The following is a 16,792-nucleotide window of genomic DNA, read 5'->3' on the forward strand; positions in this document are numbered from 1 at the left end:
GAAAGGAAAGAGTTGAATGACGTTTACAGAATTAGCGAGAAAAAAAGCAGAAGCATATTGGAAGGCTAGCTTTGAGCATCCTTTTATTCGAGAATTGGCTACAGGTGATCTGTCGCCAACCGTGTTTCGCTATTATTTACTTCAAGATCGTTATTATTTGGAGCATTTCGGTAAGCTCTATGATTTGATTGCAGAGCAAGCTGACGATCCAGAAGTTAGAGCAAGCTTGAAGGAGCATGCGGCAAATTTGGAATTGGGAGAAATGGCAGTTCGCGAGACATTTTTTTCTGAATTAAAGATCACGGAACAGGAGATTGAAGAAACAGCGATAGCTCCCACGGCTTATCATTATGTCTCCCATATGTATCGCCAATTGATTGATGGGACAGTCAATACCGCTTTTGCCGGAATGCTTCCTTGCGCGTGGCTCTACCAAGAAATCGGGTCTCAATTGATTGAAGCCGGATCTCCTAATCCGCTTTATCAGCGCTGGATTGAAACCTATGCGGACGCCGCAGAAGAGGTGGGAAAGGAACGTCAACTGTTAGATCGTTTGTATCAAGAGAGTTCGGTTGATGAGCAACAACAAATGATTGAGGCATTTGTGATTAGCTCAAAAATGGAGTGTGATTTTTGGGAAATGGCTTTGACGCTAGAACAATGGTAAAACGAATAAATTATTTTTTAGACAAATCGGCCAATTTGTTTATTAACAGCTTTGGCTTTTCTTCGCTATAATGATCGGCGAAGGGAATGAATAGAATGACCAATAAAAAAGCGTTTGCTGTAGCGCTCATCGCTCTTTCAGTAGGACTGGTTTTGTCTCCAGCGGTCAGTGCGGCTGAGACGAATAACGCAACGGAAAGCTCAGTCCCAACTACAGCAACAACGGAAAGCAGCAACCCGAAACTACCTCAGCAAGATAATATCGCCGCACAACTGAAAGCGGCGACTGAACAATATGAAGCACGGAAGCAGCAGATTGCTCAGGATTTGGCAGATGCTCAACAGCGGCGGGAAAAACGTCAGCAAGATTTACACAACGATTTTGAAGAGTTCCAAAATCAATTAAGTCAAAACCACGCGGATTTCCAGCAGCACGTATCTGAAGTAAATGATCGTCTGCAAACGGATCATGAAACGATCGAAAGTACCTGGTCGCAAGCGCAGACGCAACTTGACCAGGCTCGCGCAGACTTCAATAAAAAGATCGCCGATGCCAAGGAACTGCAAGCGCAACTTCAAGCAGACCAAAAGATGATTGATCAAAATATTTCACAAGTCAAAAATAGTGCACAGACTCTACAAAAGCAAGCTGCCGTAGGCTCAGCAGCGGCGAAAGCCACTGGTGTAGATTTGGAAAATCGGGCAAACGATGTCGCCGGAGCAGTAAACCGGATCAAAGCAGTCGTTGATTCAGCGGGGGATGAGCTTAAAACAACTGATGACGCATCGACTCAAGCGACCGAGCAGCCTCAAGTGACTAAGATGGCTACCGGAAGTGTTGAAACCACACAAAAACGAAACGTTCAAACGTCTGGGGAGTATCCTAAGACCAATGAAGCGAAAAATCCAGCTCTTTCTTTAATAGGATTTGGAATAGTGGGAGTTTTGGGACTATTGATCCTTCGCAAACCGCGGGGATAGCTCTTGAAGATATCAAAGGCTGGAGCCATTTAGCTTCCAGTCTTTTTTTTATATTCCTCTATTGTGTCTCGAAATAGTTAAGATTATTTTTTGAAGGTTGAAATCAAGCGGGGAAAGATTGTTAGCAGAAAAATCTATGTTAGAATACCTCTTGAACGCATACAGCATTAGAAAGAGGAATTACATGACACAATCTACTTCAGCTTACATTCACATTCCATTCTGTGAACACATCTGCTATTACTGCGACTTTAATAAAGTCTTTATTGAGGGGCAGCCAGTCGATGAATATATAGAAGCATTATTAAAAGAAGCACGGCTTGCACTGGTGAAGAACCCAGTAAAGGAAATGGCGACAGTTTATGTCGGCGGCGGTACGCCAACCTCTTTGAGCGCAGCCCAATTGGATCGGCTGTTAAGTGGACTGCGGGAGATTTTGCCTTTTGATCAAGGTGAATTCACGGTTGAAGCGAATCCTGGGGATCTTTCAGCGGACAAATTAACAATCATGAAAAATTACGGCGTCAATCGTTTGTCCATGGGGGTGCAAACCTTTGATGATCGGTTGCTAAAAAAAATCGGCCGTAAGCATACGGCACAAGATGTTTATGACACGATCCACTTATTAGAAGAGAAGGATTTTCGCAATGTGACGATTGATTTGATTTATGCGCTTCCCGGTCAAAGTTTAGAAAGTTTTCGTGATACGGTGGCAAAAGCGTTAGCGTTAGACTTACCTCATTATGCGTTGTATTCGTTGATTTTGGAAAATCAAACAATGTTTATGAATTGGGTACGACGAGGGAAAATGCAGCTGCCGGAGCAAGAGATCGAAGCTCAGATGTATTCGGAAACGATCGAAGCAATGGAAAAAGCCGGCCGCAAGCAATATGAAATTAGTAATTTTGCGACACCGGGCTTTGAAAGTAAACACAATCTCGTCTACTGGAACAATCAAAATTATTTTGGCTTAGGAGCAGGTGCTAGCGGCTATCTAGGAAATCGGCGCTATAAAAATCGCGGTCCAATCCAGCATTATTTAAAAGCGTTGGCAGTGGATCAGTTGCCGATGCTGGAGGAAGAAGTACTGACCCGTAAAGAACAGATCGAAGAAGAATTGTTCCTCGGCTTAAGAAAAATTTTAGGAGTAGAAAAACGCGTTTTTGCTGAACGTTTTGGTCAAAGTTTGACAGAAGTTTATGGCCCAGTGATTGAGCAATTAAAGGCACAAAACCTCTTAGTGGAGAGCGATACAAGGATTCATCTGACCAAGCAAGGATTGTTTCGCGGCAACGATGTTTTCCAAGAATTTTTATTGAATAAAAACGATTAGCACTCTTGTGTAGAGAGTGCTAATTTTTTGTATTTATTCCTTGACTTCTTTAGCAGATGTGGTATATTAATAATCGAGTTAGCACTTAAAAAGAAAGAGTGCTAACTAAAGGATGAGAAGAATGTTAACAGAAAGACAGAAACTGATTCTCAGCTTGATCATCCAAGACTTTACCAACACGGGTCAGCCGGTTGGATCAAAAAGGTTAATGGAAGAAGGCGTGAAAGCAAGTTCCGCGACTATCCGCAATGATATGAAAGCCTTAGAAGAGCTAGGTCTGTTGGAGAAGACTCATTCTTCATCTGGACGAATTCCTTCGATTTCTGGGTATCGTTATTATGTGGATCATTTACTAACGCCAGCGAAGGTGAGCAATCAAGAAGTAGATCAGATTCGCAGTTCGCTAAAAAAAGATATTCACGAGATTGATGACATCATTCAACAATCTGCTAAAATGCTTTCTCAAGTGACCAGTTATACGGCGTTTTCTCTCGGTCCAGAAATGAAAGATCGGACGTTAACCGGCTTTCGGATCGTACCGTTGAATGATCGGCAGATTTTAGCGATCATCGTGACGGACAAAGGCAATGTGGAGAGCCAAGTGTTTCGCATTCCGGAAAATGTCGCGAGTCAAGATTTAGAGAAGATGGTCCAGATCATTAATGATCGTTTAGTCGGACAGCCTTTAGTGAGCGTCTATCAGAAATTAAGAACAGAGATTCCTATGATCTTGCATCGCTACTTTCAAACCACCGAAGGCATCAGTCATTTGTTTGACGTGATTTTGAACGATGCGTTTGAAGACAAGGTCTTTGTGAGTGGCCGGATGAATATTTTGAATTTTAATCCAGAGCAAGACTTAAACCAAGTAAAATCAATGTACTCTTTAATGCAGAATTCCGATGAGCTGACGCAGCTTTTATTGCCGTCAGACAACAACATCCATGTGCGGATCGGCGCTGAACTCGGCAACGATTTGTTTGATCATTTAAGTATGATCCAGGCGAATTATGAAATTCGCGGACATGGTCGAGGAACGATCGCATTGTTAGGGCCGACATCGATGCCTTATTCAAAGGTCTTTGGTTTATTGGAAGTTTTTCGTTATGAGTTAACGAATGCATTGAATGATTATTATCGTTCGTTGGATTTGTATCATTAATAGGATTTCTAAAAAGAAAGGAAGTACGCGTGGTGGCAAAAGAAAAAAAACACGAAGCGGAAGAAGAATTAGAAGAGGTTGAAACGACCGAAGCTGATCCAACTGAAGCAGAAGAAATCGACATCCCGGAACTTTCGGAAGTTGAAGCGTTGACTGAGAAATTTAACGAGATGGAAGATAAGTTCTTGCGAGCTCGCGCTGAGATCGCGAACATGTCGAATCGCAACAAAAATGAACGTGAACAGCTTGTTCGTTACCGTTCACAAGACTTAGGCAAGAAGCTATTGCCGGCGATCGATAATTTAGAAAGAGCTTTAGCAACTGAAGTGACTGACGATCAAGGAGCCAGCCTGAAAAAAGGGGTTGAGATGGTACTTGAAAGTTTGTCTGTTGCATTGAAAGAAGAAGGTATCACAGAAATCAAGGCAGAAGGTGAAGCCTTCGATCCTAATCTACATCAAGCGGTTCAAACCGTTCCCGTAGATGACGATCACAAGGCGGACACGATTGTCACTGTCTTGCAAAAAGGCTATCAACTACATGACCGCGTATTGCGTCCCGCAATGGTCGTTGTAGCTCAATAATAAATCAATCTAAAATTAATAAAAGAAAAAGGAGATTTTCAACTATGAGTAAAATTATTGGTATTGACTTAGGAACAACAAACTCAGCAGTCGCTGTCTTAGAAGGCGGAGAAGCTAAAATCATTACAAATCCAGAAGGAAATCGTACAACGCCATCTGTCGTTTCATTTAAAAATGGTGAAATCCAAGTCGGAGAAGTTGCAAAGCGTCAAGCAGTAACCAATCCTAACACGATTTCTTCAATCAAACGCCACATGGGCGAAGCTGGCTACAAGGTAGATGTTGAGGGTAAATCTTACACACCACAAGAAATCTCAGCGATGGTTTTACAATACATCAAAGGCTTCGCGGAAGATTATCTAGGCGAAAAAGTAGAAAAAGCAGTCATCACTGTTCCTGCTTACTTCAATGACTCACAACGTCAAGCAACCAAAGACGCTGGTAAAATCGCTGGCTTAGAAGTTGAACGGATCGTCAACGAACCAACTGCCGCAGCATTGGCTTATGGTTTAGACAAAACAGACAAAGACGAAAAAATCTTAGTATTTGACCTGGGTGGTGGTACCTTCGACGTGTCAATCCTTGAATTAGGTGACGGCGTATTCGACGTATTATCTACTGCTGGTGACAACAGTCTAGGTGGGGATGACTTTGATAACAAGATCATCGATTTCCTAGTTGCAGACTTTAAACAAGCGAACGGCATTGATCTTTCTAAAGATAAAATGGCGATGCAACGTTTGAAAGACGCTGCTGAAAAAGCGAAAAAAGATTTATCAGGTGTCAGCTCAACACAAATCAGCTTACCGTTTATCACAGCTGGCGATGCTGGTCCATTGCACTTAGAAACAACTTTATCTCGTGCGAAATTCGATGAAATCACAGCTGACTTAGTAGAGCGTACAAAGAACCCTGTTCGTCAAGCGTTGAAAGATGCTGGCTTATCACAATCTGATATCGACGAAGTTATTTTAGTCGGTGGTTCAACCCGTATTCCTGCAGTTGTTGAAGCAGTCCGTAAAGAAACAAATAAAGAACCAAACAAATCTGTTAACCCTGACGAAGTAGTAGCGATGGGTGCAGCGATCCAAGGTGGCGTGATCACTGGTGATGTGAAAGACGTTGTCTTACTAGACGTAACACCATTATCATTAGGGATTGAAACAATGGGTGGTGTGTTCACTAAATTGATCGACCGTAATACAACGATCCCAACAAGCAAATCACAAGTGTTCTCAACCGCTGCTGATAACCAACCGGCAGTAGACATTCATGTCTTGCAAGGGGAACGTCCAATGGCTGCGGATAACAAAACATTAGGTCGCTTCCAATTAACTGATATTCCAGCGGCACCTCGTGGTATCCCTCAAATCGAAGTATCATTTGATATCGATAAAAACGGGATCGTAAATGTATCTGCAAAAGATTTGGGAACACAAAAAGAACAAAAAATCACGATCAAATCTTCATCTGGTTTATCAGACGACGAAATCGATCGCATGGTGAAAGACGCTGAAGCAAACTCTGAAGCGGATAAAGCACGTAAAGAAGAAGTAGACTTACGTAATGATGTGGACGCTTTACTATTCTCTGTTGATAAAACATTGAAAGAATTAGAAGGCAAAGTAGACGCTGATGAAGTCAAAAAAGCAGAAGATGCTCGCGATGAATTGAAAGCAGCAGTCGAAGCCAACGATATCGAACAAATGAAAGAAAAACGTGACGCGTTAAACGAAATCGTTCAAAACTTAACGGTTAAACTTTACGAACAAGCGGCTCAACAACAAGCAGATGCTGATCCAAACGCAGCGCAAGGCGGCGCGGATGATGTCGTAGATGCTGATTTTGAAGAAGTTAACGATGACGACAAATAATTGATTCGTTGCTAAAGGCCAAAGTCATCACTTTGGCCTTTTTTCTTATAAAGGCTTCACGAACTCGTTCAGCTTTTTGCCAGTTTTTCTTCTCGCTTTAGCGAGATTAGAAAAAAGGTATGCGTAATGACAATCAGATTCATTTTTCGTGTTTTTGGAAAAATGATTACCTAATTAGGAGTTAGCTGAGCAATAAGACTAAAATTTTGAGAAATGGCTTCTCACATTTAGCAAAATTTTCGCTTATTGCCGAAAAAGCTAGTTCGTTAAGCCGGACATCCAGGACGACTTCTCGAATATTGCAGTAAATGTTTATTCAGTAAGTTGAACATCTTAGAAAAAATCTAAGAAGAGTATCGTATCGATTTTTTGTGTGATACAATACTAACGATTCTATGAAATTATGGAGGGAAGCCAATGGCTACAAAACGAGATTATTACGAAGTCCTTGGAGTACAAAAAGGCGCTTCGGATGATGAAATAAAAAAGGCTTACCGCAAGCTTTCCAAGCAATACCATCCGGATATCAATAAAGAACCTGACGCAGAAGAAAAGTTTAAAGAAATCTCTGAAGCCTATGAAATCTTAAGTGATGCCCAAAAACGGGCAGCTTATGATCAATACGGTCATGCGGGAACTGATCCAAACTTTGGTGCTAGCGGAGCAGGTGGCTTTGGCGGTGCTGGTGGTTTTGGTGGAGCAGGCGGCTTTGGATTTGAAGATATTTTTGAATCTTTCTTTGGCGGCGGTGGTTCTCGTCAAGCCGATCCAAAAGCTCCAAGACAAGGTTCAGACCTACAATATTCCATTAACTTGGAATTTGAAGAAGCAATCTTCGGTGTTGAGAAGGATATCAAATACAATCGCGAAGAAACTTGCCACACTTGTCACGGAAACGGCGCAAAACCAGGGACTGAACCAGAAGTCTGTCATAAATGTCATGGCGCTGGAACAATCAATGTGGAACATCAAACGCCGCTTGGCCGTGTGATGAGCCGTCAAACCTGTGATGTTTGTCATGGAACAGGGAAAGAAATCAAGGACCCTTGTCCAACTTGTCATGGAACAGGTCATGAGAAACGTCCGCACACAGTCAAGGTCAAAGTACCGGCTGGGGTCGAAGATGGCCAACAAATGCGTTTAGCAGATCAAGGGGAAGCGGGCATCAACGGCGGCCCTTATGGCGATCTTTATGTGGTCTTCAAGGTTAAAGAGAGTGATCTCTTCGATCGTGATGGTGCAGAGATTTATTACACCTTACCGTTAAGCTTTGTGCAAGCAGCTTTAGGGGATGAAATCAATATTCCGACGGTTCATGGTGATGTGAAATTGAAAGTCCCTGCTGGAACACAAACGGGTGCGAAGTTCAGATTGCGTGGTAAAGGCGCGCCAAGATTACGAGGCAATACCAACGGTGACCAACAAGTCACGGTAAGAATCATTACACCGAAAAACTTGAACGACAAGCAACGTGAAGCGCTACGGGCCTTTGCGGAAGCTGGCGGTCAAACGGTTAGTGAACAAAGAGAAGAAGGTTTCTTCGGAAAAATGAAGGATGCCTTTGGCGGGAAAAAATAATCTTAGCGGTTCAATCAATTCAGTGTTGATTGAACCGCTTTTTTCTTTTACTATTAATAAAAAGAGAATAAGTGTCGAAGGAGGGTTCGCATGGACAAGCTAGACAAGTTATTTGATCGAATGACGAGAGACATGCTGCATTATTTTATTGCTGGTGGGCTGGCCGAACCGGATGGACTTATTCGCACAGTAGAATTTTATTTGAGTTTTGTAGATAAAGGCAAACTGTCTGAGAAATTATTAGACAAGCAAATTGTTGAAGATGCGCTGATTCATCATCTGCCGAAGCATATGCCGCTCTACATTGATGAGAGTTTTTATGCTTACCAGATTTTATTGGACCTTTATAATGCGCTGTATCATGAAAACATTATTAGTCAAGAAGATTGTAAGGAGCTGCAGTTTTTTATCTATCTCAACAAGCGAACATTTTTGACACGAATGAGCAATCCTAATTTTTGGTCAAAGACCAAACTTGCTATTATGGATGAATGGCGTGAAGGAAATTTTGAGATTGAAGATCCTTACAATGTAACGGATTATAAGCTAGATAAGCCGACGAAAAAGGTTTATCCTGACAATATTTTGCAATTTCCTAAAAGCAATAAACAAACGACGCTTAAAAGCTACGTGGTTCGTGTCGATTTAAAAGGCTACAAGCCGCCGATTTGGCGCCGATTGAAGATTCCGGCCGGTATTTCCTATGGCCGGTTGCATCGGATCTTACAAGTGGTGTTTGGCTGGGAGGATTGCCATCTTCATAGTTTCTTTGTCGATCGCAAGGAGTCGATTGGGCCTAAAGAGTCTGGGGTCGCCGAGTTTTCTGAAGCAGAACGTTTGATTGACGAAGATTTTCGCGAAGGCGTGAAAATCGACTACCTCTATGATTTTAGCTGTGAGTGGGAACACCAGATTTTAGTGGAAAAGGTAAATCAAGCAGAATTGGAGCCGGTTACCTTTGCGGTTTGTTTAAAGGCGAAGGGCACCACGCCAGCGGAAGATTCAAAAGGCCATGAAAGCTGGAAAAACTTTGATTTATTGGACTTGAACAAACGATTAAGAGAAGAATGATCGGCGGCGCAGGAGCGTTTTTGAAAGTAGAATATTCATGGACAAAGAGATTGTGGCAGTGGGTTGCTATGGTCTTTTTTTGTTTCAAGGAGAGCAATCAAAAAAGCAGCTTCTGAAAAGAAGCTGCTAATCCTTAAACAGGAATCGGCGAATGCCGCTGTATTTTTTTTCTTCTTGGATCGGCGCATTGTCGGTGATTAGAAGAGCGATCATGACGTAACCAATCCAGCTGTCACGAGAATAAAGGACATATTCCGGCAACCACTCATTGGCGTATTTGTCTTTGTATTCCTTCAAACCGCCGAAAGAGTAAAAACGGGAGCCAAAGTTATAAACGAGATAAGCAATCCGTTCTTGGGTGAAACTTTTTCGTTGTGTACCGACATTGGCCAATGGAGCCATACCTAAATCGAAATATTCCAAACCTTCCTCATCCCGCATATATTGGAATAAGTTGATAAATAGGAAATCCATCGTCCCGCTAGGCGCTTTATCCGGATCATGCCGCATCAGATCAATCGTTCCTAATTTATCGGTGTACGTCGGCATGAAGTTGGCGAAAGCGACGATCTCCGAATCACTATTTTTAATGACGGCGATTGGTGCTCGCTGTAAATAGTCTTCGGTGAAGAAGCCCAAGGAGAAGCCTTTTTCTTTGCGGCCGTTTAACCATTTATCGGAAACAGCTTGTAAGTTTTGCATCGTTGCTGCTGAGAAAGGTGGCTTGATTACATCGAATTGATAGCCTTCTTTTAAGGCTTTGTTGACACTGGCACGCTGGCCTTTCATCTTTTTCCCGCTGGTGGTAAAAGTGGGTAGATAGACATGGGCACGTTCGCCGAATTTAATGAAGTCATAGCCAAATTCGTGCAGAATCATCACCATTTCTTCGCTGTTTTCGTAAAAGACCGGCAAGTAATTATAGCGATCGACTTCATTGATCAGCGCTTCAGTAGCTGCTTCGAAATCACTATTTTTGCCTGATGGATCACCCATGACTAAGATTTTATTATTAAAGGTCGAGAGTTGGAAGAAGACCGTATCTTCTTCACCGTCGTTGTAATAAAACACTTTCTTGTCTTTAAGAAAGACTAGTTGGCTGTCAGGATTGCCCCCGTGATTCGTCAAAATATGTTGAACCCGAGCCTCATCTAAAGGTTCACCGATTTGAACCCGTTTATTTTTCAAGAAGCGAACAAACAATAAAATAATAAAGGACACGATCAAGATAGCGACGAAGCCCACGATCCAAATCTGTTCGCTAGGGAATAGAAAAAATTCCGGCAGATGATGACGATGATGGATATTGGGGCTGTTGTAGACACCAATGATGATGTAGAGAATTGCTAAGCCCCCCATGATCAAGCCATCGATCGTCAACCATTCCGCTGAATAGACCAACTGTTCGCGGAACAATTCGTTTTTAGAGAAAATAACAAAAATCAGTAGCAAAGCTAAAAAGAAGCCAGTGGAAAGTCGAAATCCGGCTAATAATGAATACGAGAAAGTCAGGGCGACGACGATGATTGATGGCACGTATACACGGCGTACTCGAGCTGCGACCCCGCGACCTGAAACAATCAATAAGAAACCTAACAGAATCGCTGGGAAAACGACGATCACTCGTGAGCGAATCGGATTCAGATGTTCCAAAAAGGGCATTTTGATAAAGGCTTCAGGAATTGTTGCAGATAAAACTAACATGATCCCAGTAAAATATAAGAAAAACGTTTCTAATTTATGAACCAATTCCTTTAATAAACTGATTGGGATGCCGCTGTATCGCATATTGATGGTAGAACCCAAATTTTTGAAGAAGAACACTAACCCAATCGCAAAAGGCACTAGATAGTAAAAAAGTCGGAACAGCAGTAACCAAGCAACGACGGTCTCGCGCGGCGTACCGAGAGCAGATAAGCCGATGATCATCATGAGATCAAAACTACCTAATTCCCCCGGGATCATTGAAACAACCCCAATCACAGTCGCGGCGATAAATAAAGGAACTGTATCACGAATGTTTACGTGGATACCCATCAATAAACCAGTAGCGATAAAACTGACAAGGACCCCCGTCCACTCAAGAAAAGAAGTTGCGATTAGTTGTAAACGGTGAGAGCTTTTCAGGTCGCCTAAGTATTCACCTTTGCCAAAAAGACTCAGACAAAAGACGATAGGGAAATACAACCCACCGCCGATCAACCAGATCCAATATTGTCGCAGAAATTGATTGTGGTCATCAAAAATAACTAAGAAAAATGAAATCAACGCGTAGATCGACAAGCCGGACATGGTGAATACAAGAATTTTTGATAAAGCCTGCAGCACTTTTTTTCCTGAGGTCTTTTTGCCGTAAAATTCTGACCGCAATCCAGCGCTGACGAAACCGCCGAAACCAACGATATTATTCAGGGTGTTGATCAGCCAACTTGTTTCAAAGACAAAAAGCTTTTTAGGCTTTTGCTCTAAAATTTGATTCAAGGTAAAGTCGTAGCCGATCATAGGAATAATTGAAATAAGGCCAATGAGTGCCATTAACAAAATATTGCCAACGCTGATTCGACTAAAAATCGTCGAAAGTTGATCAATAGAAATCGTCTTTGCCACGTTTGAAAGTTCGAAAATAACGATCACGATAACTGAAATTAAAAAAATCATTTTAAGCTTATTTAAATGAACTTTAAACCAATTGATGAACTTACCCATTAAATCACTCCTTCATTGTCTAAAAGAAATTGTAAAACTTCTTGATTGAATCGTTTAGGATTGCGCCGTGCAAACATATGCCCCTGACCAGAAACGATTGCAAAGCTTGCCCCTGGGATGGATCGAGCGATATACATGGAATGCTGGGTTTTGATCGAGTCGTGCTTGCCTACGATAACCAGTGTCGGTGCTTTGATCTGATTCAAGTCTTCCGTCGTCAAACCGATATCATGGAAAAGCAAGCGCAAGATCGGCAAGAAGTTCCGCATGCCGGTATCAATAAAGGCGCCGATCCAAACAATTGCATATTGGATGTAACTTAATATATGGGGGAGCACTCGCACGCCGCTTGGGACGGTATTACCGGCATTTAAAATTAAGTGATCGACCTTTTCGGGATACATTCGAGCGAAAACCATTGCTAAGTTTGCCCCGTCACTAAAACCTAGCAAATCGGCTTGCTGGACCTTTTCTTGGTCCATAATCGTAGCCAAATCCTCCGCCATGACTTGGAAGCTCGTTTCTTTTTGTGTATTCGTAGACCGCCCGTGTCCACGGCTGTCTACAACGAAAACATTAAAATGTTTGCTAAAGCTGTTTAATTGTTTCGAAAAATATTTTCCGCTGCCGCCGTTGCCATGGAGTAAGAATAGCGCTGGTCCTTGCCCGTATTTTTCATAGTATATTTCCGATCCGTCACTCATTTGTGCCGTTTTCTTTTCGTTTCTCACAAGATCACCTACCGATAATAAGTATACCGATTTTTCCGGAGATTTCCCATTAATATAATCAAAAGAAAAAAATGAAAACTTTAGAATGATTAATTTAATATAAAACTGACAGTTTTCTCTTTCAAAGTTTCAAGGTGTTCTTGTAGTATGGAGAAAGAAAAAAAGAGATGGTTGGGCAGATTTTATGTTGAGATTAATCGGGAAAACATTAAAAATAATCGTAATACTAGCAGTTTTCGTCATCCTTGTAATTGGCGGGAGCTTTGCAGTACGAACATATAAACAGACAAAAGTCGTCAATAGCTATCGCCCGGAGGTTCAAGAATTAGCGGACCAGGCGGGGGTAGGGACTTACACAGATGTTATTTTAGGGATCATGTATACGGAGTCCAAAGGCAAAGGAACCGATCTGATGCAAAGTTCGGAAAGTGCGTATGGCACTCGTGGGAAAATCAGTAGTCAACAAGAAAGCATTGAAAGTGGCGTGAAACATTTTTCGGAAAGCTATCAACAAGCCAAAGCGGCGGGCTGCGACTTAAACACGGCGATTCAGGCCTATAATTATGGCACAAATTATATTCAATACGTTAAAGAACGCGGCGGTAAAAATACGGTGGAACTGGCGGAAAAATATTCCCGTGATGTCTTATCCCCGGGATATGGTAATAATCAGCAACAAATGTATCGCTATATGCAGGTCCAATCGGTCTTGTATAATGGCGGGTATCTTTATCAAAATGGCGGCAATATGTTTTATGCCGAAATGGTCCAAATGAACAAGCAATTTTTAACGCTTTTTCAACGGCTTCAAAAGGGATAAAAGTATGAGCGGAAAGCTTGTAATAATAAAGAAATATGCTAAAATGATAACTGTATAAGTTCGTCTAAAAAAATCGCGCTGATTGAAGAAAGAATTAGGGCGTTTTTTTACGGCTGTTATCATATTTTTTGGGAATTGGGGTGAGGTTTTGGCGCAAAGAATTCCCCAACAGGTGATCGACGAGGTTCGTGAAAAGACGAATATCGTTGAGGTGATTGGTCAATATGTCCAATTAAAAAAATCTGGGAAGAATTATTTAGGTCTTTGTCCGTTTCACGAAGAGAAAACCCCGTCATTTTCAGTCGCCGAAGACAAACAGATTTTTCATTGCTTCGGTTGTGGCAAAGGTGGCAATGTGTACACCTTTTTACAAGAACTGGAAGGGATCAGTTTTCCTGAAGCGGTAAAGAAAGTTGCTGAGTTGGAACAAATTCCTTTAGCTATCGAGATTTCCTCAGAACCCGTGACGCAAACGTCTAGCGGACAGCAGCAATTGATCGCATTGCACGAGCGCACGAGAGATTTGTATCATCATTTATTGATGAATACAAAAGTCGGCGAAGAGGCCTTGGTTTATCTTCATGAACGAGGGTTAAGCGACGACTTGATCCGCGAATTCAAGATCGGCTTTGCTCCGAACCAGCGTGATTTTCTCGTTCAAATTGCTCAGCAAGATAAAGTGTCAGCGGATTTGATGGAACGCAGCGGGTTATTTATTCGACGTGATGACGGCAGTTTTAGTGATCGTTTTTATCAGCGAGTAATGTTTCCACTGAATGATTTTAGAGGAAAAGTGATCGGCTTTTCCGGCCGTTGGTTAAAAACAGCGGAATTTTCAGGGGAAGATCAGCCAAAGTACCTGAATTCACCAGAGACTGAATTATTTAATAAACGCCAAGTTCTATTTAATTTTGACAAGGCTCGCAACGAGATCCGCAAGCAAGGTGAAGCGATTTTATTCGAAGGCTTCATGGATGTTTTAGCCGCTTGGCAAGCAGATATCAAAATTGGGCTGGCGTCAATGGGAACGAGCTTGACGGAGCAACAGATCGCCGCTATCGAGCGGATCACCGGTCAAGTCGTGATTGCCTACGACGGGGATAACCCCGGTCAAGCGGCAACCGATCGCGCATTGACCATCTTAGGAGCGCATAGTCGCTTGCAGCTTGCTACCGTGACTGTTCCTGAAAAACTCGATCCGGATGAATATTTACGAAAATATGGGGTGACTGAGCTACAAAATTTATTGCGGCATGGTCGTCAAACACCTTTTGCATTTAAGATGCATTATCGTAAAAAGGACTTGAACCTAGAAAATGAAGCGGACCGTTTGAATTATTTAGAAGCGGTGATGCAGGATTTGGCCAAGGTCCAATCGCCGGTGGAGCAGGATCTATATTTGGGACAGCTATCCAGCGAGTTTCATGTCACGCGGGACAGCTTGAAGCAGCAGTTGCAAATGGTACGCCAGAGTATTCGTTCAGAACGACGCCAACAGCCGACCAATATCGCAGTTGTACCGTCTGTTCCAGTCAAACGAGTGTTGACTAAAGAAGAAAAGGCGGAGCGGATGCTGTTGTATCGCAGTATGAATGAAAGTTCGATTCGTGAGCAACTAGTGCAGGAAGAGTTTCAATTTATCCACGATTCCTATCAGGAATTGCTTCTTTACTTAGATAGTTATATGATGGTTCATGGAAATTTCGTTTTGGCGGACTTCTTGAACTATTTAAAAGAAGATGCGATGAAGCAGTTAGCCATCGACATCTCTATGATAGCCATGTCAGAAGATAGCAACGAACGTGAGATCTATGACTTGACGCGGGTCATTTCCCAAGCTGGCATTGCTGAAGAAATCAAACAACGACAAAAAGAGCAGCTTGAGGCCAGAAAAAGTGGGAACCAGCAACGAGAATTAGAGTTGACCGTTCAAATTATCGAATTGACGAAACGCTTGAAACAAGCCTAGAAGTGAAAGGGGCATTTATTTTATGGCAGATGTAAAAAACAACAAAGAGTACCAAAAAGCTTTAGCAGCCTTCATCAAGGAAAAGAAACCTTTGGGACAGGTGGTTTATGATGAACTAACCAATCGTATGGCGACTCCTTATGCGTTGAACGCTGAAGCGATGGATGCATTAATCCAAAAAGTCGAAGATGCTGGGATCAGTGTCGTTGATGAAAATGGTGAACCTTCAAAGGCTAGTTTAAAACAAAATGAAAAAACGGCAAAAGCCGCTCAAAAAGAAGATCTTTCCGCGCCTACTGGTGTGAAGATCAATGATCCGGTTCGGATGTACTTAAAAGAAATCGGCCGTGTGTCATTATTAACAGCGCAAGAAGAAGTTGAACTTGCTTTGTTAATCGAACAAGGAGATCAAGAAGCGAAGCAACGTTTAGCAGAAGCCAACTTACGTTTAGTAGTAAGTATCGCGAAGCGTTATGTCGGTCGTGGAATGCAATTCCTTGATTTGATCCAAGAAGGAAATATGGGCTTAATGAAAGCCGTCGAAAAATTTGATTACCGCAAAGGATTCAAATTCTCAACTTACGCGACTTGGTGGATTCGTCAAGCCATCACTCGTGCGATCGCTGACCAAGCGCGGACGATTCGGATTCCGGTCCATATGGTTGAAACCATCAATAAATTGATTCGGGTACAACGTCAATTACTGCAAGATTTAGGTCGGGAACCGACACCGGAAGAAATTGGTGCGGAAATGGATCTGCCAACAGAAAAAGTTCGTGAAATCTTGAAAATCGCTCAAGAGCCTGTGTCATTGGAAACACCAATCGGTGAAGAAGATGATTCACATCTAGGTGATTTCATCGAAGACCAAGAAGCGACTAGTCCGGCTGAACATGCGGCTTCTGAAATGTTGAAAGAACAATTAGAAGATGTTTTGGATACATTGACGGACCGTGAAGAAAATGTCTTGCGTCTGCGTTTTGGTTTAGATGACGGTCGAACTCGTACATTGGAAGAAGTCGGTCGAGTCTTTGGGGTTACTCGTGAACGGATTCGTCAGATCGAAGCCAAAGCCTTACGGAAATTACGCCACCCATCACGCTCTAAACAATTGAAAGACTTTTTAGAATAAGATAGACGAACTCCTTGAGAATTCTCAAGGAGTTTTTTTATTCCAAAAGCTAGAAAATAATGAAGAGAGAATTTTTCAGCGATTTTGAACAAAAACTAGCTGTTTTATAGTCTTTCTAAATAGCAAGAACACTTAGAATATGGATCATGCACGCTTTAAATAGAATTCATTATTTTTGATTAATT

Annotated in this window: 13 protein-coding genes; 11 read left to right on the forward strand and 2 right to left on the reverse strand. The window is 42.2% G+C overall.

Annotated features, from left to right (window positions below):
- Nucleotides 1–16 precede the first annotated feature (16 nt).
- The 8 genes from tenA to RV00_RS03180 all read left to right on the forward strand — a co-directional run bounded on the left by tenA (nt 17) and on the right by RV00_RS03180 (nt 9,249).
- The gene (tenA, locus tag RV00_RS03145) at nt 17–667 is read left to right on the forward strand and encodes a thiaminase II (protein ID WP_071861155.1); all 651 of its coding nucleotides are present in this window, start codon (nt 17–19) and stop codon (nt 665–667) included.
- A gap of 95 nt (nt 668–762) precedes the next feature.
- On the forward strand, nt 763–1,647 hold the full coding sequence (locus RV00_RS03150; RefSeq protein WP_071861156.1) for an LPXTG cell wall anchor domain-containing protein: 885 nt from the start codon (nt 763–765) through the stop codon (nt 1,645–1,647).
- A gap of 184 nt (nt 1,648–1,831) precedes the next feature.
- Nucleotides 1,832–2,980 carry a radical SAM family heme chaperone HemW gene (gene hemW / locus RV00_RS03155; RefSeq protein WP_071861157.1) on the forward strand — a complete coding sequence of 383 codons (1,149 nt, stop codon included), beginning with the start codon at nt 1,832–1,834 and terminating at the stop codon, nt 2,978–2,980.
- Nucleotides 2,981–3,101: 121 nt separating this feature from the next.
- Nucleotides 3,102–4,142, forward strand: coding sequence for a heat-inducible transcriptional repressor HrcA (gene hrcA, locus RV00_RS03160; RefSeq protein ID WP_071861158.1), 1,041 nt, complete (start codon nt 3,102–3,104; stop codon nt 4,140–4,142).
- Between the two features lie 32 nt (nt 4,143–4,174).
- Nucleotides 4,175–4,726, forward strand: a complete 552-nt coding sequence (gene grpE, locus RV00_RS03165) for a nucleotide exchange factor GrpE (RefSeq protein ID WP_071861159.1) — start codon at nt 4,175–4,177, stop codon at nt 4,724–4,726.
- Between the two features lie 44 nt (nt 4,727–4,770).
- Nucleotides 4,771–6,600, forward strand: a complete 1,830-nt coding sequence (gene dnaK / locus RV00_RS03170; protein ID WP_071861160.1) for a molecular chaperone DnaK — start codon at nt 4,771–4,773, stop codon at nt 6,598–6,600.
- A 417-nt stretch (nt 6,601–7,017) separates the two neighbouring features.
- On the forward strand, nt 7,018–8,178 hold the full coding sequence (gene dnaJ / locus RV00_RS03175; RefSeq protein ID WP_071861161.1) for a molecular chaperone DnaJ: 1,161 nt from the start codon (nt 7,018–7,020) through the stop codon (nt 8,176–8,178).
- Between the two features lie 90 nt (nt 8,179–8,268).
- Complete coding sequence (locus RV00_RS03180; protein WP_071861162.1) at nt 8,269–9,249, forward strand: plasmid pRiA4b ORF-3 family protein; 981 nt, start codon at nt 8,269–8,271, stop codon at nt 9,247–9,249.
- A 126-nt stretch (nt 9,250–9,375) separates the two neighbouring features.
- On the opposite strand, the gene mprF is transcribed toward RV00_RS03180, so the two are convergent.
- On the reverse strand, nt 9,376–11,955 hold the full coding sequence (gene mprF, locus RV00_RS03185) for a bifunctional lysylphosphatidylglycerol flippase/synthetase MprF (protein ID WP_071861163.1): 2,580 nt from the start codon (nt 11,953–11,955) through the stop codon (nt 9,376–9,378).
- The gene (locus RV00_RS03190) at nt 11,955–12,686 is read right to left on the reverse strand and encodes an alpha/beta fold hydrolase (RefSeq protein WP_071861164.1); all 732 of its coding nucleotides are present in this window, start codon (nt 12,684–12,686) and stop codon (nt 11,955–11,957) included. Before RV00_RS03190 ends, mprF begins: the two co-directional genes overlap by 1 nt.
- Nucleotides 12,687–12,870: 184 nt before the next feature.
- On the opposite strand from RV00_RS03190, the gene RV00_RS03195 reads away from it, so the two are divergent.
- The 3 genes from RV00_RS03195 (at nt 12,871) to rpoD (ending at nt 16,607) form a co-directional block, all read left to right on the forward strand.
- Nucleotides 12,871–13,506, forward strand: coding sequence for a lysozyme family protein (locus RV00_RS03195; RefSeq protein ID WP_071861165.1), 636 nt, complete (start codon nt 12,871–12,873; stop codon nt 13,504–13,506).
- 148 nt (nt 13,507–13,654) lie between these two features.
- Nucleotides 13,655–15,475 carry a DNA primase gene (gene dnaG / locus RV00_RS03200; RefSeq protein ID WP_071861447.1) on the forward strand — a complete coding sequence of 607 codons (1,821 nt, stop codon included), beginning with the start codon at nt 13,655–13,657 and terminating at the stop codon, nt 15,473–15,475.
- Nucleotides 15,476–15,497: 22 nt separating this feature from the next.
- Nucleotides 15,498–16,607 carry an RNA polymerase sigma factor RpoD gene (rpoD, locus tag RV00_RS03205; protein WP_071861166.1) on the forward strand — a complete coding sequence of 370 codons (1,110 nt, stop codon included), beginning with the start codon at nt 15,498–15,500 and terminating at the stop codon, nt 16,605–16,607.
- The last annotated feature ends 185 nt before the right edge of the window (nt 16,608–16,792 follow it).

It is taken from the genome of Enterococcus devriesei, assembly GCF_001885905.1.
In the GTDB taxonomy this organism is placed as follows: Bacteria; Bacillota; Bacilli; order Lactobacillales; family Enterococcaceae; genus Enterococcus_A; species Enterococcus_A devriesei.

Coding starts and splice junctions, on each gene's coding strand:
- hrcA (WP_071861158.1), top strand. CDS start 3,102: ATGTTAACAGAAAGACAGAAACTGATTCTCAGCTTGATCATCCAAGAC.
- RV00_RS03195 (WP_071861165.1), top strand. CDS start 12,871: ATGTTGAGATTAATCGGGAAAACATTAAAAATAATCGTAATACTAGCA.
- RV00_RS03180 (WP_071861162.1), top strand. CDS start 8,269: ATGGACAAGCTAGACAAGTTATTTGATCGAATGACGAGAGACATGCTG.
- RV00_RS03150 (WP_071861156.1), top strand. CDS start 763: ATGACCAATAAAAAAGCGTTTGCTGTAGCGCTCATCGCTCTTTCAGTA.
- rpoD (WP_071861166.1), top strand. CDS start 15,498: ATGGCAGATGTAAAAAACAACAAAGAGTACCAAAAAGCTTTAGCAGCC.
- dnaK (WP_071861160.1), top strand. CDS start 4,771: ATGAGTAAAATTATTGGTATTGACTTAGGAACAACAAACTCAGCAGTC.
- dnaJ (WP_071861161.1), top strand. CDS start 7,018: ATGGCTACAAAACGAGATTATTACGAAGTCCTTGGAGTACAAAAAGGC.
- tenA (WP_071861155.1), top strand. CDS start 17: ATGACGTTTACAGAATTAGCGAGAAAAAAAGCAGAAGCATATTGGAAG.
- hemW (WP_071861157.1), top strand. CDS start 1,832: ATGACACAATCTACTTCAGCTTACATTCACATTCCATTCTGTGAACAC.
- mprF (WP_071861163.1), bottom strand. CDS start 11,955: ATGGGTAAGTTCATCAATTGGTTTAAAGTTCATTTAAATAAGCTTAAA.